20 protein-coding genes are annotated in these 22979 nt (G+C 60.6%); 2 read left to right on the forward strand and 18 right to left on the reverse strand.

Annotated elements, in window-relative coordinates; all coding sequences use genetic code 11:
* Nucleotides 1-2: 2 nt before the first annotated feature.
* From KQ933_RS20880 to KQ933_RS20935, 12 genes are all read right to left on the reverse strand, one after another.
* Nucleotides 3-1391, reverse strand: coding sequence for an amidase (locus KQ933_RS20880; protein ID WP_216756661.1), 1389 nt, complete (start codon nucleotides 1389-1391; stop codon nucleotides 3-5).
* A 36-nt stretch (nucleotides 1392-1427) separates the two neighbouring features.
* Nucleotides 1428-2291 (reverse strand): ABC transporter permease, encoded by an 864-nt coding sequence (locus tag KQ933_RS20885; protein WP_216758961.1) that lies wholly within the window; start codon nucleotides 2289-2291, stop codon nucleotides 1428-1430.
* Nucleotides 2291-3238, reverse strand: coding sequence for an ABC transporter permease (locus tag KQ933_RS20890; RefSeq protein ID WP_216756663.1), 948 nt, complete (start codon nucleotides 3236-3238; stop codon nucleotides 2291-2293). The genes KQ933_RS20885 and KQ933_RS20890 overlap by 1 nt, the downstream gene beginning before the upstream one ends.
* A gap of 43 nt (nucleotides 3239-3281) precedes the next feature.
* Nucleotides 3282-4811, reverse strand: a complete 1530-nt coding sequence (locus tag KQ933_RS20895; RefSeq protein WP_216756664.1) for an ABC transporter substrate-binding protein — start codon at nucleotides 4809-4811, stop codon at nucleotides 3282-3284.
* Between the two features lie 149 nt (nucleotides 4812-4960).
* Nucleotides 4961-5881 carry a LysR family transcriptional regulator gene (locus tag KQ933_RS20900; RefSeq protein ID WP_216756665.1) on the reverse strand — a complete coding sequence of 307 codons (921 nt, stop codon included), beginning with the start codon at nucleotides 5879-5881 and terminating at the stop codon, nucleotides 4961-4963.
* Between the two features lie 46 nt (nucleotides 5882-5927).
* Nucleotides 5928-6923 carry a P1 family peptidase gene (locus KQ933_RS20905; protein WP_216756667.1) on the reverse strand — a complete coding sequence of 332 codons (996 nt, stop codon included), beginning with the start codon at nucleotides 6921-6923 and terminating at the stop codon, nucleotides 5928-5930.
* Between the two features lie 140 nt (nucleotides 6924-7063).
* Entirely contained in the window at nucleotides 7064-7258 is a 195-nt protein-coding gene (locus KQ933_RS20910) for a hypothetical protein (protein WP_184394344.1), read from the reverse strand.
* Nucleotides 7259-7780: 522 nt separating this feature from the next.
* The gene (locus KQ933_RS20915; RefSeq protein ID WP_216756669.1) at nucleotides 7781-10708 is read right to left on the reverse strand and encodes an aminotransferase; all 2928 of its coding nucleotides are present in this window, start codon (nucleotides 10706-10708) and stop codon (nucleotides 7781-7783) included.
* A gap of 112 nt (nucleotides 10709-10820) precedes the next feature.
* Nucleotides 10821-11705: a formyltetrahydrofolate deformylase gene (gene purU, locus KQ933_RS20920; protein ID WP_216756670.1), complete on the reverse strand. Its 885-nt coding sequence runs from the start codon at nucleotides 11703-11705 to the stop codon at nucleotides 10821-10823.
* Nucleotides 11706-11919: 214 nt separating this feature from the next.
* On the reverse strand, nucleotides 11920-12936 hold the full coding sequence (locus KQ933_RS20925; protein ID WP_216756672.1) for an acyltransferase: 1017 nt from the start codon (nucleotides 12934-12936) through the stop codon (nucleotides 11920-11922).
* Between the two features lie 55 nt (nucleotides 12937-12991).
* A complete protein-coding gene (locus KQ933_RS20930) occupies nucleotides 12992-14263 on the reverse strand; it encodes a hypothetical protein (RefSeq protein ID WP_216756673.1) in 1272 nt (423 codons plus the stop codon).
* A gap of 1 nt (nucleotide 14264) precedes the next feature.
* On the reverse strand, nucleotides 14265-15320 hold the full coding sequence (locus KQ933_RS20935; RefSeq protein WP_216756675.1) for a glycoside hydrolase family 5 protein: 1056 nt from the start codon (nucleotides 15318-15320) through the stop codon (nucleotides 14265-14267).
* A gap of 131 nt (nucleotides 15321-15451) precedes the next feature.
* Here KQ933_RS20935 and KQ933_RS20940 point away from each other — a divergent pair, with 131 nt between their 5' ends.
* Together KQ933_RS20940 and KQ933_RS20945 are read left to right on the forward strand one after the other, a co-directional pair.
* Entirely contained in the window at nucleotides 15452-17071 is a 1620-nt protein-coding gene (locus KQ933_RS20940) for a GumC family protein (RefSeq protein ID WP_216758962.1), read from the forward strand.
* A gap of 70 nt (nucleotides 17072-17141) precedes the next feature.
* Nucleotides 17142-17468, forward strand: a complete 327-nt coding sequence (locus tag KQ933_RS20945) for a hypothetical protein (RefSeq protein WP_216756677.1) — start codon at nucleotides 17142-17144, stop codon at nucleotides 17466-17468.
* Between the two features lie 36 nt (nucleotides 17469-17504).
* On the opposite strand, the gene KQ933_RS20950 is transcribed toward KQ933_RS20945, so the two are convergent.
* From KQ933_RS20950 to KQ933_RS20975, 6 genes are read right to left on the reverse strand one after another with little or no spacing between them, the layout of a single operon-like run.
* Nucleotides 17505-18662 (reverse strand): class I SAM-dependent methyltransferase, encoded by a 1158-nt coding sequence (locus KQ933_RS20950; RefSeq protein WP_216756678.1) that lies wholly within the window; start codon nucleotides 18660-18662, stop codon nucleotides 17505-17507.
* Entirely contained in the window at nucleotides 18659-19513 is an 855-nt protein-coding gene (locus KQ933_RS20955; RefSeq protein ID WP_216756680.1) for a phytanoyl-CoA dioxygenase family protein, read from the reverse strand. Before KQ933_RS20955 ends, KQ933_RS20950 begins: the two co-directional genes overlap by 4 nt.
* Nucleotides 19510-20235 carry a WbqC family protein gene (locus KQ933_RS20960; protein ID WP_216756682.1) on the reverse strand — a complete coding sequence of 242 codons (726 nt, stop codon included), beginning with the start codon at nucleotides 20233-20235 and terminating at the stop codon, nucleotides 19510-19512. The genes KQ933_RS20955 and KQ933_RS20960 overlap by 4 nt, the downstream gene beginning before the upstream one ends.
* The gene (locus KQ933_RS20965; protein WP_216756684.1) at nucleotides 20232-20951 is read right to left on the reverse strand and encodes a formyltransferase family protein; all 720 of its coding nucleotides are present in this window, start codon (nucleotides 20949-20951) and stop codon (nucleotides 20232-20234) included. The genes KQ933_RS20960 and KQ933_RS20965 overlap by 4 nt, the downstream gene beginning before the upstream one ends.
* Nucleotides 20944-21696: a cephalosporin hydroxylase family protein gene (locus KQ933_RS20970; protein WP_216756685.1), complete on the reverse strand. Its 753-nt coding sequence runs from the start codon at nucleotides 21694-21696 to the stop codon at nucleotides 20944-20946. Before KQ933_RS20970 ends, KQ933_RS20965 begins: the two co-directional genes overlap by 8 nt.
* Nucleotides 21697-21725: 29 nt before the next feature.
* Nucleotides 21726-22874 carry a DegT/DnrJ/EryC1/StrS family aminotransferase gene (locus KQ933_RS20975; RefSeq protein WP_216756687.1) on the reverse strand — a complete coding sequence of 383 codons (1149 nt, stop codon included), beginning with the start codon at nucleotides 22872-22874 and terminating at the stop codon, nucleotides 21726-21728.
* Nucleotides 22875-22979: the final 105 nt, after the last annotated feature.

Consider the following 22979-nt stretch of genomic DNA (forward strand, 5'->3'; position numbering starts at 1 on the left):
TTTCAGGCGGTCGGCGGCTTTGGCCAGTCCTTGATGCCACCCGTCCAATCCTCGAATGCTTTTGAGAGTTTCAGCACCCGCATGTCGTCGAAGCGCGGCCCGACGATCTGCAGGCCGATCGGGATGCCCTTCGAGAAACCGCAATTGATGGACGAGGCCGGCTGCTCCGACATGTTCCAAGGCACCGTGAAGGCGATATGCTCGAAGGGCAGCTTCGGATCGTTGGTCGGCGAGGGCCATTCGGCCGGATAGGAGACGATTGGATTGGTCGGCGACAGCACCGCATCGACCTCGGTGAAAAGCCGGCCGCAGGTCTTGCGCATCTCGATTGTCTGGTTGAAGCCCTTGACGGCATCCACACCGCTGACATCGGCGCCGCCCTTAGCCCATTCATAGATATAGGGAAGGATACTCTCGCGTCGCTCTTCGCTCAGCCCGGCAATGTCGCCCCAGAAACGCGCACGCCAGAAATCGTCGAGCCCATCGAGCATGGTCCGTGTCAGCACCGGCCCTGCGGAAACGATCGTCGCACCCGCCTTCTCGAAAAGTTTCGCGGCCTGCTCGACGGCAATCTTCACATCGTCATCGACAGCCAGGCCGCAGCCCGCATCGAGCATCAGTCCGATCCGCATGCCGCTGAGATCGATAGCAAGATTCATCCAGTCGAAATCATTCGGCGGCAGACTGGTGCCGTCGCGCCAGTCTGGGCGGGAAAGGGTCGCCATCGACCAGGCGGCGTCCTCCACGGTGCGGGTCATCGGCCCCGCGCAGCGCCCGACATAATAGGGATCGACCGGAATGCGCCCATGGCTCGGCTTGAAGCCGAAGACGCCTGTCCAGCCTGCCGGCAGGCGCACGGAGCCGCCGATATCGGTGCCGACATGCAGTGGCCCGTAACCGGCCGCCGCTGCTGCCGAAGCGCCGGCGCTCGAACCGCCGGGATTCTGCGTGATGTCCCAGGGATTGCGGCTGAGATGATGGAAACTGGAAAGGCCTGACGAGAGCATGCCATAGTCTGGGCAGGTCGTCTTGGCGAAGATGATCGCGCCGTCCTCCCGCAGCCGTGCCGCCGCCGGCGCGTCCGCTTCCGCAGGCTTCAGTTCGACCGCCTTGGTGCCGAGTGGCACCGGCTGGTCCTTAGTCGCGATCAGTTCCTTCAGAGTAACCGGAATGCCGTCCAGCGGACCAAGTGTTCCGCCTTTCATCCAGCGTTCGGTCGAAGCCTTTGCCTGCTCGCGGGCCGCTTGCGGGTCATAGAGGTAGAGTGCGGCAATGGAGGGTTCCCAGGCATCGATATGTTTTTCGAGCGCGAGCCAGTAGTCGAGCGGCGAGAGGGTTTTGTCAGCGAAGCGTTGCCTGAGCTCACTGATGGTGAAATCGGTTTCGGACATGGTCTGATCTTTCGGGCGGTTTGTCTTGGGAGGACATCAGCGGCTCGCTTCGCGCGGGTCGAACAGATCGCGCAATCCGTCACCCAGCATGTTGAAGCCGAAGACGGTGAGCGCGATGGCAAGGCCGGGCAGGATTGCCAGCCACGGAGCAAGCGAAAGGAAGGTCTGGGCGTCTGCGAGCATGCGTCCCCAGGTCGGCGCCGGCGGCGCCATGCCGAGGCCGAGGAAGGAAAGGCCGGCCTCGGTCAGGATCGCAAGACCGAGCTGGATGGCCGCATGCACAATAATCTGGCTCACGATGTTCGGCAGCACGTGCCGCACCGAGATCGTGAAACGGCTGTTGCCGATCGCCTGCGCGGCCAGCACATAATCGCGGCTCCAGGCCTGCAGCGAGGTCGCGAGCGTCACACGCGCAAAGACGGGCACCATGAAGACGGCGATTGCCGTGATGGCGGTAAAGCGCCCCGGTCCCAGAAAGGCGCCGAGGATCATGGCCGAAAGGATCGGCGGCAGTGCGAAGATGACGTCACAGGCGCGCATCAAAAGCGCCTGATAGGGGCCGCGGATGGCAGCCGCAGAAATCCCGGCAATGGAACCGAGTGTGCCGCCGATGGCGACTGCGCTGACAGCGATCGACAGCGAATTCCAGCACCCGACCATCAGCATGGAGAGCACGTCGCGGCCGAACTGGTCCGTGCCGAGCAGGCCGAAGGCAAGCGGCGGCTGCAGCTTGTGAATGATCTGCATCTTGGCCGGCGGCAGCGGCGTCCAGAACAGCGACAGCAGGGCAATGGCGGCCAAGAGGCCGATGACGATGGTACCGGTGATGAGGTTCTTTCGCCGGCTAAGCCTGAAGCTTCGGCGCCGTGGAAAGATGGCGGAGGAGACGATGGGTGCCATCATGCCGCCTTTCGCATACGCGGATCGATCGCCAGATAGGAGAGATCGACGATGAAGTTCATCACGATGACAAGCCCCGCGAAGAGCAGCACGACATCCTGCATCACGATGATGTCACGCTGCGACAGGGCCTGAAAGGCAAGCCGCCCGAGGCCCGGAAGATTGAAGACGTTTTCGACCAGCACCGCGCCGGCGACGAGGAAAGTGAATTGCAGGCCGAGGATGGTCAGGATCGGCACCAGCGCATTCGGCACGATATGCCGCCAGAGCACCGTGCTGCGCGACAGTCCCTTGGCGACGGCGGTACGCGCAAAATCCTCGTGCATAGTGTCGAGCACCGCCGACCGCGCGACGCGGGTCAGCACGCCGGCTTGCGGCAGCGCGAGCGCCACTGCCGGCATCAGCAGCGCCTGCAGTGCGGGCAGAAGCCCGGCGCCCCATCCCGGAAAGCCGCCGGCCGGCATCAGCCCGAGCGTGGTGGAAAACAGGATGATGAGCAGCAGCGCCACCCAGAAGGCCGGCACGGCGATGCTGATCTGCGAGAAGACCGTGGCGATCGCATCGACGATGCCGCCGCGCTGCGCTGCCGCCAGTACGCCGAGCGGCAGTGCAATCAGCACCGACAGCATAATGGCCATCAGCGCGAGCGGCAGCGTCACGGCCAGCCGCTCGACGATCAGACCCGCGACCGGGACGCCATAGGTATAGGACTGTCCGAGATTGCCGGAGAAGACACCGGCAATCCATTGGCCGTAACGAAGGATGAGCGGCTGGTCGAGGCCAAGCTCATGCCGCAGCGCCGCCAGGGTTTCCGGGCTTGCCGAGGTACCGAGCATGATTGAGGCGGGATCGCCCGGCAGCAGATCCATCACGGCGAAAATGACAAGCGAAACGACCAGAAGTGTAAGGACAAGGCCGGCAAGGCGGCGGGAAAGCAGTGCGATCATATCGTCTTCATCACCCTGTCAGCCGCTGCCCGCACCCGGTTGTTCAATCTTCCCAGGAAACGTTGCTGAGAACGTTGGAGGGGATCGGCTCGTTCTCCCACAGGCCCTTCAGCTTCTTGTCCCAGACGCCGAGCTTGGGCATGACGAAAAGGTAGAGCGCCGGCACGTCCTCGGCGAGGATCTTCTGCGCTTCGCCATAGATCTTGGCCTGTCCGGCCGGATCGGCAGTCTCCTGCACCTTCTTCACAAGATCGTTGAAGGCGGGGTTCTTGTAGTTGAAGTAATAGGGATCGCGCGAATAGATGTCGATGTCCATCGGCTCGGCATGGGCGACGATGGTCATGTCGTAGTCGCGGCTGGTCATCACATCCTTCACCCACTTCGCCGGAAATTCCGTGGGCTCGATATTCATCGTCACGCCGATCTCGGCCAACATGGCCTGCATCACCTGTGCGCTGCGCGGTGCATAGGCCATCTGCGGTGATTTGATCGTGAAGGTGAAACCGTTGGGATAGCCGGCCTCGGTAAGCAGTGCCTTTGCCTTTTCGACATTATAAGGCAGCACGCCCGTCATGTCCTGATAACCGGGATCGTTCGGCGTATAGTGGCTGCCGATCGCCGTGCCGAGGCCGGACCAGGCACCATCAATGACGGTCTGGCGGTCGATCGCCATCATCAGGGCCTGGCGTACGCGCTTGTCGTCGAACGGCTTGCGGGCATTGTTCATGCCGGCAACGACCTTGAGTTCGGTATTGCCGACCTTGGTGGTCAGGCGGGCATCGCCATCGAAGGAGCTCATCAGTTCCGGTGCGGAGAATTCCGGAAAGGCGTCGAGATCGCCGGATTTCAGGGCCGCCGCCTGTGCCTGAGGATCGTTGATGAAGCGGAAAGTCACCTTGTCGAGCCTGGCGCTACCCTCCTTGTTCCAGTAGTCGGCATTCCTGACGAGTTCCACGCGGTCGCCCTTGGCCCAGGTGGAAAATTTGAACGGTCCGGTGCCGACAGGCGTCGTCTTGTCGTCGGCTGCAGATTTCGGCCCGACCATGACGGAGGCCGGCCAGCCGAGCCAGTAGATCAGGCTGCCGGTCGGGGTGGAAAGATGCAGCACCAGCGTTTCGGTATCCGGCGTGTCGATAGAGGCGATCGATGCGAAGAAGCGCTTTTGCGGATTGATGGAATCCTTGCCGCGGGCGCGGTCGAGGGCGAATTTGGCGGCGGCGGAATCAAAGACCGCGCCATCATGGAATTTCACGCCGCTCTGCAGCTTGAACGTATAGGTCAGTCCATCAGGGGAAATCTCCCAGCTCTTGGCGAGCTGCGGCTGCACCTTGCCGGTCTCGTCAATCCTGACCAGCCCTTCGAATATATTCTGCCAGGTCACCTGGCCGATGGCGACGGGGGCGGCAATCGTCGGGTCGAGCCCGGTCGGTTCTACGCTCATGCCGAGATTGAGTGTGGTCTTGGCGGCTTCCGCGGGCGTCAGCGCCAGCATCATGATGCCGGCGGAAAGCGCAACGCCCACTGAAAGACGCCGCATGAGACGCGCCGACGGCGCGAGCGAAACCTTGATCATCCTGTTCCCCTGTTTGGCTCCGTTGTTCGGCAGAGCCCTTTTGCGCGTAGAGTGACACCACGGCAGTGCACACACAATGACGATTTTGTGTGCTCAGTGTAGCCGAAAAAGCTACACAGTAATTCTCGGCCCAATGCAAGCCCGTAGGTCTACTCCTTGCTTCCCGCCCTGCGGTTGGCGCGTTCGCGCATGAAGCGTTCGATGAAATCGAGAAGCTTCGTTGCGGCAAAGGAAAGCTGTCGGTCGGGCGCCACGCAAAGATCGACATGCGTTCGGATGCCGGTCTTGCCGGCAAGGGGAATGGCGCAGAGCTGCCCGGCCTCGATCTCGCGACGAACGGTCAGCGCCGGCAGCAGCGTTACCGCCGCGCCGCTCAATACCAGTTCTTTGAGCATTTCGAGCGAACTCGTCACGAAGACCGGATCGAGGCTCAGCCCTTCCCTTTCGAAGAGCGCGTCGAAGGCCTGGCGGAAACCGAAGGATTGGTCGGGCAGCGCCAAAGCATATTCGGCCAGCTCCTTGAGCGGAATATCCGGCCGCGACGCTGCGGGATGGTTCGGCGCGATGATGAGATCATAGGCGATTTCCGAGCGCAGCCGTACTTTGGTGCTGGACATCGGCGGCGCAAACAGCGTCACAGCAATATCGGCTTCCGCGTGGTTGACGGCTTCGATGGCTGCCCGCGCGCTGGTGATCGTCACGGCAAAGCGCAGCTTCGGATATTTCAGGCTAAATTCGGCGAGCGCAGGAGCAAGCAGATTAGCGACCGTCGCGCCGTTCGCATAGATGTTGACGCGGCCGCGCTGCAGGCCCTTCAGGTCCTCGATCAGCTGCTGAACATGATCGAGCTCGCGCAGCGTTCGCCCGGCGCGTGCCGCCAGCAGTTCGCCGGCAGCCGTCAGCTTCACGCCGCGAGCGCTGCGCTCCACCAGGGGCGCGCCGAAATGGTATTCGAGATTCTCGATCTGCCGGCTGATCGCCGTCGGCGCAACATTGAGGTTTTCGGCTGCCTGGCGCATGGAGTTGGTTCGCACCAGCTCGTCGAAATACATCAGCGCCCGAATCTGCATTCACCCGTTCTCCGCCGTGAGGCAATTTTCACGATAGTCTAAGCAATCAGCGTCCGGCCGCATAGCGGTCGCGCCACGCCATCTGCGCGCCCGGCACCGGAAGCGCCGTCGCCTCGTAGACGCCGCGCGCGATCGCCCGCGCCATGACGATCCCGGCCAGATGGCACAATTCCATCAGGCTTGCCATGTCGTTGCGCTGTTGTTTGCCGGTGGAAGCCGCAAAAATCGTATCACCATCGAGCGGCAGGTGGGCGGGCAGCACCGCTCGCGCCAGCCCGTCATGAGCGGCGATGGAAAGCCGGTGCGCTTCCGCCTTGATCAGTGATGCATCGGTGACAACAGCGCCGATCGTCGTTGCCGTCGTCTTCACGCCTTTCAGCCGCAGTTTATGGTCCATCTGGTCGGGCATGCCAAGCCCGCCGAATTCTCCACTCTTTTCGAAGGGGGCCGCCCAGAAATGCGGGCCTTCGCCGATCGTCGTCGTACCGACGGCATTGACGGCAACGATGGCCGCGATGCGATGCCCGGTGCTGTTGACCGCACTTGCCGAGCCGAGCCCGCCCTTGAAGGTCGCGGTCGTTGCCCCCGTGCCGGCACCGACAGTGCCGAGATCGAACGCGCCCTTGCGGGCGGCTTTCACGGCCTCATAGCCCATGTCGCGATAGGGCGAATGCAGACCCCAGTCCTTGTCGCCGCCATTCAGCAGATCCATCAGGATCGCTTGCGGTACGATCGGGATACGAACCGGGCCGACCTGAAATCCGCGTCCCATCTCCCGCAATCCCGCCTGCACGCCGCCTGCCGCATCGAGACCGAAGGCCGATCCGCCCGACAGCACGAAGGCGTCGACGGCATCGACCACCATGGAAGGGTCGAGCAGCGCTGTATCGCGCCCGCCCGGCGCACCGCCGAGCACGCTGCCGGAAGCGACCGCCGGTTCATCGAAGACGATGGCAGTGACTCCGGAACCAAGCGACAGGTTGGTTGCGTGACCGACGGAGACACCTTCGATATCGGTGAGAAGATTGAGAAGATCGGACAAGCGCGGGCTCCTGTCTTGAAGGGAAGCGCGCCGATAGGAAGTCAAATGCGTTTAAAAGACAAGACAGGCAAAAAACAAGACCGGCCCGTTTTGCCGGGCCGGTCGGAAATCCTCTGATAGTATCGAAGCCGCTTCCCGCATCAGGCGTGCAGAGGCTTCGGATGACGACGGGTCATCAGGTCGTGAATGGCGACTTTCACCTCGGCGGGCGAGCTGAAATGCTGCTCATCGAGGTCATGGACATGGAATTTGACGGCGATGAATTTCAGCCGGTCTTCATCCGGAATGACGATCCCGACCGGGATGCCTGCATATTCGATAACTTCTTTTTTCATACGTAGAACTCCTGCCGCGCGGATGCGCAAGCTATGGCGAATTGACTTGTCTGGTACCGTTGAAAGGAAGGACGAACGTCACATTCGACAGTTCGGGCGGGAGAGGGCGCCCGGACGGTCATTGCCGAGCACAGATCGCCCAGGCAGTACGGCGAGAATTTCGAAATCAATCATGTCTCGTTCCTTGCGTTGGCGTTGCACTCGCGAGGTCCCGGAAGAGTCCGGGGCCGGTGAAAGACCATCTCTATAATCTACAAACTTGGTAGAGAATAGCTCATGGTCTGTAAGAAACATATTCCGAAACGTGTCAAAATATCGACGGTCCGAAAAATTTCATTCCATCACATCTCGATTTACAGGAAGAATTCTATCACGCCTTCGTGCAATCAATGTGACGGTTCGAGACGCCTCGAAATCGCCGAGGCAGACATAGGAAGTCGGTTTGATTCCGGCAATGGGTGTTTCGTTAAAAATCGGAAAGCCGCGAAAAGACCGAATTCGTTAATGGCCGCAGTTCCCTGTTTACCAGCCTTCCCGAAGCACCTTTTCCAGCATGTCGACAAAGAAATCAGCGCTTTGTTCGGTCAAGCAGAGTGGTGGTTTGATCTTCAACACGTTCAGGTGATCACCCGTCGGCTGCATGACGACGCCGAGTGCCAGCAGCCGGTCGCAGATCGCTGCCGTCTCTTCGGTCGCCGGCTCCAGCGTCACTCTGTCGCGCACGAATTCGAGGCCGAGATAGAGGCCCATGCCATGCACGGCGCCCACAATCGGATAGCTGTCTATGAGTGCCGCCAGACGCGCCTTCAGATGGTCACCCACCTCCCGGGCATTGTCCTGCAGGCGCTCCTCGGCCATCACGTCGAGAACCGTCATGCCGGCAACGCAACTGACTGGGCTGCCGCCGGCCGAGGAAAAGAAATAGCCTTCCTTCTCCAGAGAAGCGGCTATCTCTTTCGTCGTGATGACGGCGCCGAGCGGGTGTCCGTCGCCCATGCCTTTGGCGATGGTGATGATATCGGGCACGACGCCTTGCTGCTCGAAGCCCCAGAAATAGTGGCCGAGCCGCCCATAGCCCACCTGCACCTCGTCAGCGATGCAGAGGCCGCCGCGTTCGCGCACCTGCCGGTAGACCTCCGTGAGATAGCCGTCGGGCAGTGGGATACCGCCGGCATTGCCATAGACCGATTCGGCAATGAAACCGGCGAGCCCCTCTCCCTCGGCATCAATGGCCTCTAGCACCGGCATCACGGTGCCGAGATAATCCGCAGTCGACTCCGGCCCGCGGAACTGGCCGCGATAGGTGTTGGGCGAAACGACGGCGTGAACCCAGTCCGGCCGTGTCGTCAACGCCTGCGGATTGTCGGCGATGGACGTGGAGACAGCGTCGCTTGCTACCGACCAGCCGTGATAGCCCTCCAGCAGGCAGAGCATGTTGCGATGGCCGCTATGTGCCCAGGCAAGCCGCAGCGCCAGGTCGTTGGCTTCCGAGCCGCTGTTGACGAGGAACACGGCATCCATGCCGTCGGGCGCCAGCGACGCGAGGCTCTCGGAGAATTCCGCGACGGCGGCATAATGGAAGCGCGAATTGGTGTTCAGCATCAGCCATTGCTGGCCGATCGCTTCCGCCATGCGCGGATGGCCGTGGCCGAGGATCGTGACATTGTTGACCATGTCGAGATAGGCGCGCCCTTCGACATCGAAAAGATGCTCTTTCCAGCCGCGCTCGATCTGCGGCGGGTGCGCGTAATAATGCTTCTGCGGACTGGCGAAATGCGCCTGCCGCAGCGCGAAAAGCGCTGCCGTTTCGTGTTTCGGCGCATCGGCGCCCGGCCCGAGCAGCACCGAAGGCGAGGGGCAAAGCGCGGACCACGCCTCGGCTTGTTGCGGTGTCGAAAAGAGTGGCGGTTCGAAACCGGTGATGCTGCAAAGCTGCAGGCGCAATCCGCCGAGTGAGGACGTCTCGCCGGAGACCGTGCCGAGCGCCTGACCGGCGGCGACCTCGCTGCCATCTGCGACTGAAAGGTCGATGCCGTCAATGTGCAGCTTCATATCGGCGCCTGTGAGGACCAGATGCTGGTCGTACCAGGTGATCCGGCCGTCAAAGGGTGCGGCAACGGTGCTGCCCGCCGCAAGGCAGATATCCATATGCAGGGCATAGGTCGCCTGGGCCTTTGCATGGTGCAGGCTAGTGCGGGACAGGCGATATTCGCCGTAGCGCGTTGCTGCTGCTCCAGTTTCCGCCGCCGCGCGGGCAAGAAGTCGCCAGTCCATGTCGGCCGTGAGCCAGTTGCCATCAGAAAAATGCGGGCTCTGCACGCCGAGATCGACATAGGCGATGGATTCAGCATCAATCTCCGGCAAGAGCGGCTGCCAGTCCGCCATATTGGCACCGGTAATATCGAGGCCGGCCGCTTGCAGGATAGCCGCTTCCATCAGCTCGAACGGCACGGACATCGCCGTATCGAAGATGCGCCGTTCGCCTTCCAGATTTCCTCTGACATAGTCGTTGTCGGGATCGATCGCGATCTGCTGTTCGCTGCTGGCGACGAGGATGACGGCGCGCGCCACGACGAGCGGCCAGAGTGCCTTCAGCTCTTCCTCGATCAACGGATAAATCTCGTGATAGGCCTTCACCGCGGGCAGGATGTAAAAGGGATCGCCATCTGCCTGATGCAGCAGCGAGGCGCAGGTCACGGCAAGGTCACCGACCAGCCAGGCGCGGATGATGTCGCCGAAGTCGATCACCCCGTCGGGAACAGGCCGCCCATGCGCATCAGGTCGGCTGACGACATTGTCGCCCGTCACGTCGTGATGAACCGCCTGAAGCCGCAGCGACGGCGCAAGAGGCTGGATGCGGCGCACAGCCATGACCATTGTCTTGGCGATCCTGTCGCGCGCGACGCTGTCGGTAATGGAGGAAAGCAACTGCACGGCCACGGGTCCGGCGCGGCGCAGATCCCATTGCAGGCCGCGGTCGAGTCCGGGATGGGTAAAGTCGGCAAGCGCCTCAGCCAGCCGCGCGCAGAGCGCGCCGAGCGCCGCGACCGAGGCGGGCGCCAGATAGGCACGGTGCGTCAGGCCTTCGCCCTCGAGATATTCCAGCAAGCGGACCTGATAATCCTGCTCACGCACCCTGACGGAAACGATCTCCTTCCCCTCGGTGGAAGCCATCACGTTTGGAACACGCGGCGCATTTGCCTTGGCGCGCAAATGATGGATCGCCGCATTCTGTGCTTCGAGCTCTTCGGTCGCATAGGCGGCATGGCAAATTTTCAGCACATAGCGGCCGTCTTCCGTGTCGAGCCGGTAATTGCGGTCCTGCTGGCTGCCGAGTTCAGACAGCGTGCCGGAAAGCCCGTAATGGGAAAGCAGAATATCCGCGGCTTCGGAAGCGGTAATATCGGGGCGCGGCAGCGCCATGCGGTCCACAAGCGCTTCGTCGGTCATGGCACCCCTCCGCGGCATGATTCGATTACCTAATGAAACAGATAATCAAGCACTTGCCGACAAGCAACGGAAGATTGTGCCAGCCGAGGATTTGGCGGCGTGGGTCCTGAGTTCAACCCATGCGTTCGGAGGCGTAGCTTCCGGGGCTCGCGGGGAAGACGATCGTGCGATTGCCATTGAGGAAAACGCGGCGGTGGATATGCGCATGGATGGCGCGCGCCAGCACCTGGCTTTCGACATCGCGGCCGATCGAGACATAGTCCTCAGCGCTCTGCGCGTGCGTAATGCGCGCCGTATCCTGCTCGATGATCGGGCCTTCGTCGAGATCGGCCGTCACGTAATGCGCTGTCGCGCCGATCAGCTTCACGCCGCGCTCATAGGCCTGCTTGTAGGGGTTGGCGCCCTTGAAGCTCGGCAGGAAGGAATGGTGGATGTTGATGATGCGGCCGGACATCTTCCGGCACATCGCATCCGACAGAACCTGCATGTAGCGGGCGAGAACAACGAGTTCCGTGCCGGTCTGTTCGACAAGATCAAGGAGCTGGGCCTCGGCCTGTGGCTTGTTTTCCTTCGTTACCTTGATGTGGTGGAAGGGAATGTCGTGGTTCACCACGACCTTCTGATAGTCGAAATGGTTGGAGACGACGCCGACGATGTCGATCGGCAGGGCGCCGATCTTCCAGCGGTAGAGCAGATCGTTGAGACAGTGGCCGAAACGGGAGACCATCAGAAGCACCTTCAGGCGCTCGCTGCCGTCATGCACCTCCGCATCCATGCCGAACTTCTCGTAGATCGGCTTGAAGCCTTCGCGGATCTCCGCAAGCGTTGCTCCTTCTTCGGAAATGAAGCTGACGCGCATGAAGAACTTGCCGGTATCGAGGTCGTCAAACTGCGAACTGTCGATGATGTTGCAACCCTTTTCGGCGAGATAGGTCGAAATCGCCGCCACGACGCCGCGCGTCGACTTGCAGGTTACCGTCAGTACGTAGTCCGTCATGTCCTCTTCCCTCCTTGCGGCCGCCGCGCAGTGCTTAGATCAAAGCCGTGGCCTCGAACAGGCCGGCAAGCTTTCATTTCTGCAATAAATTGCAAGCCGAACTTTCATGCCTGCGGCATTTGCTTTCATGGCCGTAAGCTTATGACAGGCTATGCAGGATTCCGTTCTGCCTGCGCCGTCGGAAAGCCCGTCCTCGCCTTTTGATGGATTGAAGTCAGATGGCCGGCCGGCTGGCAACCCGGACCTTTCTGCGCGGGGTGATGATTTCGTGAATGATCGCTCCCACGATGGAAGAGAGCACGAGGCAAAGGATCACGAAAATAACAGGCTGCTGGAGCGCGCCGATCGGGAAACGATTGGCGATTATCCGCAGGAAGGCCAGCGTGAAGGCATGCGTGATGTAGATTTCGTAAGAGGCGTCGCCGAGGTAGTTGAGCCAGCCGACGAAGGACAATTTCGAGAAGTCGATCGAAATAGCGCTGTAGACGATGAAGATCGCCGGTATCCCCCAGCCATAATAACGGTCATCCGGCCGCACCAGACCCTCGTTGATGAAGAGGAAGGCGAAGCCGACGGCCAGCAATACCCAGGCCCAGCGCTGCGGCAGCAGAAGCTTCTGGACATAGAGCCAGCCAAGTATCGCGCCGGCCAGGAATTCCAGGATGATCGGCTCGCCGTAGAATTTCGTAGCCGTCGTTTCCGGCAACAGATGGCAGACGATGAGGATGGCTGCAAAGGCACCAAACAGGGCCGGCAGGCGATAATTCTCGCGGATCGGCAATAGCAGCGCGAAGACGAAATAGAAGAACATCTCGTAATTCAGCGTCCAGCCGGGCACGATGACAGGCACGATCATCGTCGGATCGACCGGATTGATCCATGGTATGAAGAGCAGCGATGCCATCAGATGCGGCAGGTCGAAGGCCGTCGATTTGAGAAGCGACGGTGCGACAAGCGCCACAGCTGCCGAAAACAGCGTCGCCAGCCAGTAGAGCGGCACGATCCTCTTGACGCGCTTGCGGGCGAAATCGACCGGCGTCATGTTTCGTCCGCTCGTTGTCAGCCACATCACGAAGCCGCTGAGCACGAAGAAGATATCGACACCCGTTTCGCCATAGATGAACGAGGTCGCGTCGATGGCGGGATTGACCTTGGCAAGCTGCAGGATGGCATGGAAGTAAACGACCATCAGCGCCGCAATGGCGCGCAGATATTGCAGCTGGACAAGCATCTGGTGTCTTGCTCCCACAGGCTCCCGCGGATCGCCCGTCGGGCAGGCCGCTTCGTCAACTCACTACATTTGCCGGACGATCCTGCCGGATGCGTGGCGTGTCGCGGAAACGCATGAACCCGATGACAAGCCAGAGGAGGCCGGCGATCTTCATCGAGAAGATTGCCGTTCCCCCGATCATCATATTCAGAAAAATGAAAAGAGAAAGTGAATGGGCGCAGCGCTTCTGTGCCGGACTTGTGCCCGCCGGAAACAGGCAGACGAAGAGCCAGAAGGCGATGACGCCGAACACCGTGGCGCCATAAACTAGATAGACATAGCCGCTGTCGGCAAATTCGGCGACCTTATCGACCGAAAGTCCGAGGATCGCCAGCGGATCGAGATCCATCAGTTTCTTCATCGTCAGATTGATACGGCCGGTGAAGTTGTCGCCGATCGCATTGGGGTCCTTCATGTAGACGAGGAAGCCGGCGCAAACGATGAGCGGCATCAGAGCCAGATTGAAGGCCTTGGGGATTTTCGGAAAGACGAAATAGCCGCCGATACAGCAGATGCAGAAGATCAGCATCGTGCGGGTGTCGTTTGTCGTCAGGATCAGCATCGCCGTCCCAATGGCCAGAGCCCGGTCGGCCCGTGTCAGCCTATCCCACATCGAAATAAGGTAGATCGCGATCACACCGCAGAAATTGGCAAGCGATACCTGTTCCAGGAAGATCGATGACGAACGATGGTCGATGATGCCGAAGGAGAATCGGCCGGGAAAGCCAAGCGCATTCTGGAACAGGCCCGTCGTGTTGAAGCTGAGCGGCTTCAGCCCGCGTGTATTGGCGAAATAGTCGGAGGGGTGCACGATGCTGACATAGAAGGGCACGCTGATGATCTCGAAGATCAGGAAAAGCAGCACCATGATGCAAGCCACCCGGAAGATCAGCTTCAGCGTCCGTTCGTTGCACCAGCCTCCAAGCCCCGTGAAGCAGAAGATGATCAGCACGTTGCGGAAATGATCGATGAAGGCCATCCGGTTGAGTACGCTGACATAGATCGTCACCATCAGTGTGAAGAGCATGAACAGAAAGGCCGGAAGGTCTTCCTCATAGATGCCCTTGCGCAGGATGTAGATGATTGCGCTCGCCATGATCAGGCCTTCGCTGGCCGCCACATGCGTCAACGAAAGCGGCATGACATTGTGGTTTATGAAGGCCAGGATGCCGTTGTAGAGAACCGAAAGCAGCCCGAGGGTCAGGATCGGGTAATCGAGACGCGAGGCCGGGCTCGCCGTATCCGCGACCGTTTCGAATCTCGCGCTCGTCTCTCCTATTGCTGCCATGTCACTTCCCCACGGGCTTTACCGCTGCGCAGACGGGGGCATGCTTGGCCACCATTTGCTCGAGAAGACGCATCTGCGGACGCTCCGGCGTATCGCGCGGCTGCACGTTGAAAGGTTCGTTGGCCGGCCACCATTCGCCTGCCGCCCAATAGGAGAAGCCGATCCACGCATCGCTGTTGTCGGACATGGTGGTGAGCATCGTCTTCAGTCCATCGAGGCAATCCGCATTCGCCGAGGCGCCGAACTCGCCGAGAAAGCCGCGTTTGCCGTTCTTCTTCAGCCAGGCAGTCACGTTGGTGATGGCATCGGTCGCCGCCTGTGCACCCTCGCAGGTATCGTGCGTGCCGGAGGAATCCGCATCGAGATACTGATGGAATTCATAGGCGTAGAAATCGAGCGGATCACGCACGCCGAGCATGACGGTTCCGTTCGCACCACCGATCACATCGGTTTCCCAGCTTGCCGCTCCGCTCCAGGCCGTGCCGGGAACGAGGATGAGATTGCGCGCGCCGACCGCCCGAATGCCGCGGATTGCGGCATTGGCGGCTTTCAGCCAATCGGTCGCCGGAATGTCGTGCGGCTCGTTCATCAGCCCGAAGAGCACGCCGTCCTGATTGGCAAATTCGACGGAGAGCCGTGCCCAGAAATCGGCAAAGGCTGCATTCGTTGCTGGCTGCTTGCCGACCTGATCCTTGTCGTAATAACCGAAATTATGCGGATCGATCAGCACGCTCATCTTGTGTTTGCGAACCAGCGAAACCGTATCCTTCAGGCGCTGCAGCTCGTCATCGTCGAGCCGTGCGCCAAGCGCCGGCTGCAGCCGCTCCCAGCGGAAGGGCAGGCGGATGATCGTCATGCCCTTCTCAGCGAAATAGCTGATCGTTTCTTCGGTTGGGTAGGTGTAGTTCGTGCCGTAGACCCCGCCGCGCTCGCCATATTCGGCCCCGGAGAGATTGACGCCATAATAGCAGAGTGGCACGTCAGCGGCATGGGCGGTGGACGAAATGGTCGTGACGGCGGCAACCAGCACCCTGTGCAGCAGTCTTTTCCGTTTCATGGCTATCCTCGCGGGGTCGCGGCAGGTCGCCACGTCGGCTTCGATGCCGGCATCTTAACGGTCCGTTAGCTAAGAATTTCTAAAGTCGCTCTTGCCCGGCCATGCTTTCTCGCCGGGCGGATGCGGTGGTTATGAATCAGTATGACGGGAACAGGGTGAGCCGCCTGCCTGCCTGGCGCAGTTATGAGTCGTCTCAGTCTGCGCCTGAAGGTAGCCGTGCGCGCAGCCCGATCATCCGGCCGACCGATTTCGTTCCGCTTCCACCGCCCCCCGAGCCCGATCCTCTTCCGGTTCGCGGGACAGCGTCGGAAAGTCGTCCCGCCGAACCATCACGCCGCGATATTCCTGCCGCCTCCGAACCCCCGTCAGCGCCCGAACCCGCAGTCGAGCAGGAACCGGCCGCCGGACCATTGCTGGATATCCGATCTGCGGTTGCCGCCGTCTGGAGCCGGCGCCTGATCATTGCCGGTCTTTGCCTTCTCGGTGCTGCCGCCGGCGCGGTGATCGCGCCCCGTATTCCGCAGAAATTCACCGCCGTCGCCGCCCTCTATTTCGATCCGCGTCAGATCGGTCTTGCCGACAGCGGCTCTCAGAACGCGGCCCCGTCGCCGGAAATGATTTCGACGCTGATCGACAGCCAGGTTCAGCTGCTGACCTCGGGCAACGTATTGCGTCGCGTAGCCGACGCCATGCAGCTCGATCACGATCCGGAATTCACCGGCGGCAGAACGGATGGCGCCGCCATCATCGGCACCCTTCAGAAGGCTCTGCTGATCACCCGCGAGAACAGCACCTACGTGGTCTCGCTTGCCGCGACGACGCGCGATCCGGAAAAATCCGCGAAACTCGCAAACCAGGTCGTCACCTCCTTCATGCAGGAGGAAAGCAGCGCATCATCAGGCCTTTACGAGACCACGTCGTCAGCACTCGACGGCCGCCTCGACGATCTGCGCCAGAAGGTGCAGGAAGCAGAGCAGGCGGTGGAAACCTTCCGCGCCGACAACGACATGGCGGCGACCGAGGGCAATCTGATCTCCGACCAGCGCCTTTCATCCCTGAATACGCTGCTCGTCGCCGCCCAGGAAAAGACCATTCAGGCCAAGGCCCGTGCCGACGCCGCCGCAAATCTGCGGGTCGAAGATGTCGTCGCCGGCAGCCAGACGGATGGCGCCACGGGCACATCGCCGCTCGTTAGCCTGCGGCAGCAATACGCCGCCCAGGCCGCTGTTGTAGGCAGCCTGCAGAGCCAGATGGGTTCGCGTCATCCGCGCCTTCAGGCTGCCCGCTCTTCGCTTGATAGTATCGGAACGGAAATCAAGGGCGAACTCCAGAGGGTCGCGACCTCGGCAAGAGCCGAATATGAGCAGACCAAGAAGGCCGAAGACGATATCGCCAAGGAGTTGGCAGTGCAGAAAGCCCTGCAGGCCACGACCTCGGACAAACAAGTGCAGCTGAACGAGTTGCAGCGCAAGGCGACGGCCGCCCGCGAACTTTACGAATCAGTCTTGAAGCGTTCCGGCGAGACCAGCGAAGAGCAGAACCTGAGCCAAAGCAATATCCGCGTCGTCTCGCCCGCCGAAGTTCCCGTCAAGGCGGATGGGCCGAGCAAGAAAGTCATCATGGTCGCAGGCATGATCGGCGGGCTGCTTGCAGGCTTTGCCATCGGCGCAGGCTTTGCGGTCCTCGCCGGCCTCTTCTCTCATCCCATCATCAGAAGCTATTTCCGCAAACCTGCCCGCGCTTCCGCTTGATGGCGACCGCCGATCTTCCTACATCCTGAACAAGGGCACCGAACGAAAGACGCCCGTGAAAGAGGTTGTGATGCGGTTCGCTGCGGTTCTCCTGCTATCGCTTGTTGCCGGCGCTTCGGCTGCGCCCGCCTTTGCCATAGACTGGCAGAATTCCGGCAAGCAGGCTGTGCAGCCGCTCTATCCCTACAAGGATCTTCCGGGCGTGAAGGCGCAACCGGATAAGAAGGTGGAAGAGTCCTACGACTGCCACACCGAAACCGTGCAGATCCGCCGCCGCTACGACGAGATCTTTCGCTCCGGCGGCATGCCGACCCTGATGTATGTTTGTGAGCGTGACGGTGTCGTGTCTATGGACAGCCGCGTGCCGCTGCGCGGCCATTACCAGCCGGTGCGGTGAAAGCCGGAGGCGAAGGACGCCACCGGCTCGTTCATTTCAAGCATCCAGCCAGACCAGTTCCAGACCCGGCTTGTGCAGGTATGGCATATTGCCGATTGCAGCGCGTGCTTTCAGGGGGTTGAGGCCGATGAACAGGGCCTCTGCGTCTTCGGCGATTGCCGTCGGTGCGGTGACCGGGTGGCCGAAATGCGTTGCATTTTGCATGTTCGGGTTCTGATCCAGGAAGGCCGTCACCTCAACGTCTTTGCCGATGCGGCTGAAGATCCAGCTTCCATAAAAGCCTGCGCCATAGATTGCCGCCTTGCGTCCGCGGAAGTTCGCTGCCTGTTTTTCCAGTCCGTCGGCCGAAGCCCGCCAGAAATCGCAGATTTCCAGCCCGCGATCGACAGCCTGCCGAACGAGAGTTGCGTCCTGTTCTTCCTTTACAGGCGTTTCGCTGCGCACAGCGACGACGAAGAAAGCGCCCGGGAAGGATGTCGTGTCGAGCACCGAAACTTCGAAACCGCCAGCGGCAAGGGCTCGACGCAGCGAGGCTTCGCTGAAATGATTGACATGGTCCGCCACCGTCATATCGCCCGGATTGGCCGAAACGTCAGGCATCGAAAGCAATAGCGTGCCGTGCGGCTTCAGCAGTTTGCGGATGCCGCTGATGAAACCGACGGGATCGGCCACGTGCTCGATCACGAAATGGCTCATTGCCGCGTCAAAACGGCCCGCCCATTCTTCCGGCGCCTCGTAGGTGGCCTGTGCCTCGGGCGCGATCCAGCCTTCCCATGCCGGTGCATAGTCGGCGGAAACATCGAAGACATGCGGCTTGATATCGGGCCGGGCAGCAACCACTTTGTGCAGTGTCGTGGCCTTGGCGGCGCCGTAATCGAGAAGCTTGGCACCCTGAGAAAGAGCGAGCAGATTGCGGGAGATCTCTGCTTGATGATCCGTGCGATAGATTACAGTACCATCTGGTTTGACCGCAAAGATCTGGTCATGGTCCTCGCTGCTCAGCGAAATACGATAGCCGGTATCGTAGAAGCCTTTGATATCCGGAATTTCATCGCATTGCGCGTGGCCGCACCCATCGCAGATATAAACGCGGGTCGGAATGTCCAGAAGAGTCATGATGGAAGTAAGGGCAGGCGCCGGCGTTTCATAGGCCGGCGACACAATCTCCTTGCTGCAAACGCGGCAGGGCGTCATTCGGCTGCCTCGCGCTGTACGGAAAGCTCCGGGAGCACGTCGGCGAACTTAATGCCGGCGGCAAAGGAGCCCTTCCAGCCGATGCGGATGCCGACCGGCTCAAGATAGTTGAAATAGCGGAACTGGATGCTCCAGCGCGGCGTGGTCGAGACGTTGTGGCCCGACTGATGCAGCGTCAGGAAGTCCATCAGCACGAGGTCGCCAGGGTTCGTCGGTGGTGCGACATGCTTGTAGCGGGCCAGACGCTCTTCGGCGCGATCGAGATGCAGCGCGTAAGCGCCCGTCTTGCCGGCGCCGGCATCGTCTTCATAGACCGGAACGAGGCCTTCGGCATGTGAACCGTGGGCGATCTGCACCGGCCCCATGTCCTGCGTGACCGGCAGAAGAGGTGTCCAGAAGACAACGCCGTCGACACTGCGCAGCTGCGATGGGAATTCCTGATGCCATTGGGCACGGAACTTTTCCTCGCCCGGATTGTCGATCCGGATACCGTAGCCGCCGGCTGCAATGCCCGGAACACTGTCCGGACGCAGTCCCCTGAAGGCTTCGTCATTGGTTGCGTTGGTAACGAGCCGCATGAAGGCCGGGATCTGCTTGACGGCGTCATAGACTTCGCCGCCCCATACGCGGTTCTTGGCGATTAGCATCGGATAGGCGATCGTCATCGCCTCATGGGTCGTTTCGGTCGGGGCATCGATGCCGTATTTCCTGCAGATCACTTCAAGGATCTGGCGGATGCCTTCCTGGATCGGCGCGATGTCTGCAGCCGGATCGTAAAAGCCGCGCATGACGAGATAGCCGTTGCTGTTGAATTCAGCGCGCAGGCCGTCGGTGATCTTTGCGTTGGTCATGATGTTACCGTTTCCTCCTTCAGGAAGTCTTGCCACGCCACGGTGGCCGGGATGAGACAGCTACGCGCCTCCGGACCCATTCGGGCGATGAGATCGAGTACAGAAACATAAGGGGTGAACGTGCCGACCGGCTGGGGCCAGGGTGTACGGCTGTAGTTCATATACTCAACCTGCACACCGGCCCGTTCGAAGGCCGCATGGTCGAGATAGTTCGCTGCCCCGTGACCCGTCAGATAGCGGGTGCCGCTCACCTTCAGCACGATGTCGAGCACGCGCTGCCATGACGTACCTTCGACGCCCATCTCGCTGGTCTTCTCGATCGTCCGGTTCGCACCGATGCCGAGATAGCGGGCGGGTTCTTCGATACTGGCGATCAGCAGTTCTAGCAGCGAGGAATGACTGTAAACGCTGTCGAATATCGCAAGCGCATCGTCGATGTAGGGCGCTCCGAGCAGCGATTGGCGCAGCAGAGAACGATGGCTTGCCTTCCAGTCTTCGCCCGCCGCCGTGAGCTCCGAAATCATCTGGAAGCTGCCCTTGCCAGCAAGCGGGATCGTCATCCAGCAGCGATCATTACCACGCAGAAGCTGGATGCGGTTCGTGAAGCTGCCCTTCGAGAACTGCGTATCATCAAGATAGATATAACAGTCGGCAAGCATCAACTGCTCGAAGAAGCCGGGCCATGGAAACAGCATCGGTTGGGTAATGACAACGGCGGTCATGGGACCAGATACCCCTCAAGAGCTGATCGTGTCTTTTGAAAATCGGAGAATGCCGAGAGGAGAGACGGTGTTTGAATCGCAGGCGCGGCAGACGCCGTAACGCGCAGTCCTTCGGACAGGACCACAGTTTCGGAGGCCGGCTTGATGACAAGCAAGTCATTGGCAACAAGATCGATTGCGCAAAGCGTTAGATAGACCTTGTGTAGAAACGACAATGGCCCAAGTTCGTCGGCAGTGAAGGTTCCGAGCGCGGGCGTTGCAACCTGCGCCACAATGGAGCCGTCGTCGACGCCGGCACTGACGGCATGCAGTGTCGAACCGATAATCGGAACTGGATACTGCACTGCCTGTTTGAGTGCGTTTATTCCGGCAAAAGCCGGAAGAAGCGACGGGTGCACGTTCAGCGAAGGGATGACTGAAAAAAGTTCGGCGCTGATAAGCCTTGCGAAGTAGAGGAGGACCAGATCCACGCCGCGTTCCTGGAGAATCGTGCACGCTTTCCTGCTGAATTGGACGCGATCCTTTTCCTCCAGTCGCTGTCTGTAGACAGATCGGCTGTCGGCTTCGGCTTCTGCGCCGCACGGCCGATCGGTGATCAATGTCAGGTCAGCGTAATCGAGAAAGGACGTCCGCACCGCCAGGTCGGCGGCCGTGAAAAACGGCGCCCCACCAGCAGAGCAAATCACACCAATCTTCAGTCTGCGCTTGTCAGCCACGGACACACCTTATGTAACCGCCCGGCGAACTGGAAAGCACCAGCTTGCCGTTCAGCACTTCGTCAGTCTCGAAACGGTCGGTTTCCTTGAGATAGGCATTGAGCGCCGCGTAAGGCTCGTCGCCCGGATACCAGATCTTCGAGCGCTTTGTCGGCGTCTGCGACATGTCTCCACGGCCGAGCAGCGTATCGGCGACGACGATATACTGACCTTCGGTAACCAGTGGGCCGTAGCAGCGCAGCTCGTCGAGCACGTGATCGCGGCTGTGGTCGCTGTCGAGAACCACCATGACGGAGGCGCCGGCCGGGATTTCGGCCTTCACCTTGGCAAGCGTCTCGACGGTGGTCGACGGTCCCTCGATCAGTGTGATCAACGGCGAAAGCGGGTGCTTCTCGATGGAATCGCGATTATGGGCGCGGATGTCGATATCGACGCCGATCACTTTGCCCTTGCCGATCACTTTCAGCAACGACGCCATGAAGATCATCGAGCCGCCGCGCGCCACTCCGGTTTCGATGATGATGTCGGGCTTGGTATTCCAGATTACTTCCTGGGTGGCCATCACATCGGCCGGCATCTGGATGATCGGCACGCCCATCCACGACCAGAGATAGGAGTAATCATATTTGTCGAGTGTCACAATCGTGTTGAGCGCGTGCTGAAAGGCTTCCTCGTCCTTGCCCAGCGCAAGCGACATTTCGCGCTTGTGGGCTTCGAATTCGAGGCGATCGTCCTTGGTGGTCATAACTCTGAAACCTTCTGTCTATTCTGCGCTCAGGCCGACTGGCGGAGTTGAACGGCGCTATTGTCCTGATGGCTGCGGACGACCGAGATCAGCGTTTCCGCCACGCGCTCGATATCGGCCTCGCTCATGTCATGATAGCTCGGCAAGTTGATCGCCCGCTCCGGAATGCTCCAGGCGTTGATGTTGGCTGGCTTTTCCTCAAACATCGAAAGGCTGGACAGCGGGTGGAAGAAGACGCGCGCGTCGATATTGGCGGCTTCGAACGCCTGTTGCAGCACTTCGCGGGTGATGCCGGTGGCGGGGTGGAACACGGCCGTCGGCATCCAGGCGCCGTTGATCGTGTCGGTATATTCCGGGTTCATGCTGATGCCGTTGAGCGTCGAGAGACGCACCATATAGGCGGCCAGGATATCCCGCTTGCGGGAAACCAGTTCCTCGATTCGCTCCAGCTGGGCGCAGCCGATCGCCGCCTGAATGTTCGACATCTTGTATTTGAAGCCGATCGCATCAGGCCAGAACTGTTTGGTTTGCCCACGCGCCCGGCCGTGATTGCTGAGCGTCAGTACCTTTTCATGGAGATTGGCATCGCTGGTCACGAACATGCCGCCTTCTCCCGTCGTCAGCGTCTTGGTGCCGTGGAAGGAGAAGGTGCCGAAAATGCCCATGGAGCCGGCGCGGCGGCCATGCCAGACGGAGCCGATCGCTTCTGCCGCGTCCTCGATAACAGGGATGCCGGTGCGGCGGCTGATATCGAGCAGCGCATCCATGTCGCAGAGATTGCCGTAGATATGGGTGGCGATGATGGCGCGCGTGCGCGGGGTGATATGGCGCTCGACTTCGCTCGGGTCGATGCACCAGGTATCGGGCAGCACATCGACGAACACGGGCTCGGCACCCAGATGCTTGATAGGAGCGACGGTCGCGATCCAGTTCGTGTCGGCGAGGATCACCTCGTCACCGGCGCCGATGCCGAGCGCGGCAAGACCCATATGCATGGCGCCGGTGCAGCTCGATGTCGCGATCGCATGGCTGGTGCCGAGATAGGCCGCGAATTCCTTCTCAAAACGAATGATATAGTCGTAACAGCGCGCACCCCAGCCGTTCGCTGCAGCATCGGCTGCATAGCTCGTCTCAAGCTCGGTGATCGACGGTTTGGTGTAGAATATCCTGTTGGTCATGCCTTAATTCTTTGTGATGGGGCCTGAGACTCACGAAATCGGGGCACACGGAACTCTGTAAAAACTAGGGGGTGAAACTGGCGCGAGGCTTTGCAGCGCCGGACG

The organism is Rhizobium sp. WYJ-E13 (genome assembly GCF_018987265.1).
GTDB lineage: Bacteria > Pseudomonadota > Alphaproteobacteria > Rhizobiales > Rhizobiaceae > Rhizobium.

Bases quoted from the DNA above. Each gene is read 5' to 3' on its own strand.
- KQ933_RS20880 (WP_216756661.1), bottom strand. From the start codon at position 1,391: ATGTCCGAAACCGATTTCACCATCAGTGAGCTCAGGCAACGCTTCGCT.
- KQ933_RS20970 (WP_216756685.1), bottom strand. From the start codon at position 21,696: ATGACCACCAAGGACGATCGCCTCGAATTCGAAGCCCACAAGCGCGAA.
- KQ933_RS20960 (WP_216756682.1), bottom strand. From the start codon at position 20,235: ATGACCGCCGTTGTCATTACCCAACCGATGCTGTTTCCATGGCCCGGC.
- KQ933_RS20935 (WP_216756675.1), bottom strand. From the start codon at position 15,320: ATGAAACGGAAAAGACTGCTGCACAGGGTGCTGGTTGCCGCCGTCACG.
- KQ933_RS20940 (WP_216758962.1), top strand. From the start codon at position 15,452: ATGAATCAGTATGACGGGAACAGGGTGAGCCGCCTGCCTGCCTGGCGC.
- KQ933_RS20900 (WP_216756665.1), bottom strand. From the start codon at position 5,881: ATGCAGATTCGGGCGCTGATGTATTTCGACGAGCTGGTGCGAACCAAC.
- KQ933_RS20975 (WP_216756687.1), bottom strand. From the start codon at position 22,874: ATGACCAACAGGATATTCTACACCAAACCGTCGATCACCGAGCTTGAG.
- KQ933_RS20950 (WP_216756678.1), bottom strand. From the start codon at position 18,662: ATGACGCCCTGCCGCGTTTGCAGCAAGGAGATTGTGTCGCCGGCCTAT.
- KQ933_RS20890 (WP_216756663.1), bottom strand. From the start codon at position 3,238: ATGATCGCACTGCTTTCCCGCCGCCTTGCCGGCCTTGTCCTTACACTT.
- KQ933_RS20910 (WP_184394344.1), bottom strand. From the start codon at position 7,258: ATGAAAAAAGAAGTTATCGAATATGCAGGCATCCCGGTCGGGATCGTC.
- KQ933_RS20930 (WP_216756673.1), bottom strand. From the start codon at position 14,263: ATGGCAGCAATAGGAGAGACGAGCGCGAGATTCGAAACGGTCGCGGAT.
- KQ933_RS20945 (WP_216756677.1), top strand. From the start codon at position 17,142: ATGCGGTTCGCTGCGGTTCTCCTGCTATCGCTTGTTGCCGGCGCTTCG.
- KQ933_RS20925 (WP_216756672.1), bottom strand. From the start codon at position 12,936: ATGCTTGTCCAGCTGCAATATCTGCGCGCCATTGCGGCGCTGATGGTC.
- KQ933_RS20895 (WP_216756664.1), bottom strand. From the start codon at position 4,811: ATGATCAAGGTTTCGCTCGCGCCGTCGGCGCGTCTCATGCGGCGTCTT.
- KQ933_RS20915 (WP_216756669.1), bottom strand. From the start codon at position 10,708: ATGACCGACGAAGCGCTTGTGGACCGCATGGCGCTGCCGCGCCCCGAT.
- purU (WP_216756670.1), bottom strand. From the start codon at position 11,705: ATGACGGACTACGTACTGACGGTAACCTGCAAGTCGACGCGCGGCGTC.
- KQ933_RS20955 (WP_216756680.1), bottom strand. From the start codon at position 19,513: ATGACCAACGCAAAGATCACCGACGGCCTGCGCGCTGAATTCAACAGC.
- KQ933_RS20885 (WP_216758961.1), bottom strand. From the start codon at position 2,291: ATGGCACCCATCGTCTCCTCCGCCATCTTTCCACGGCGCCGAAGCTTC.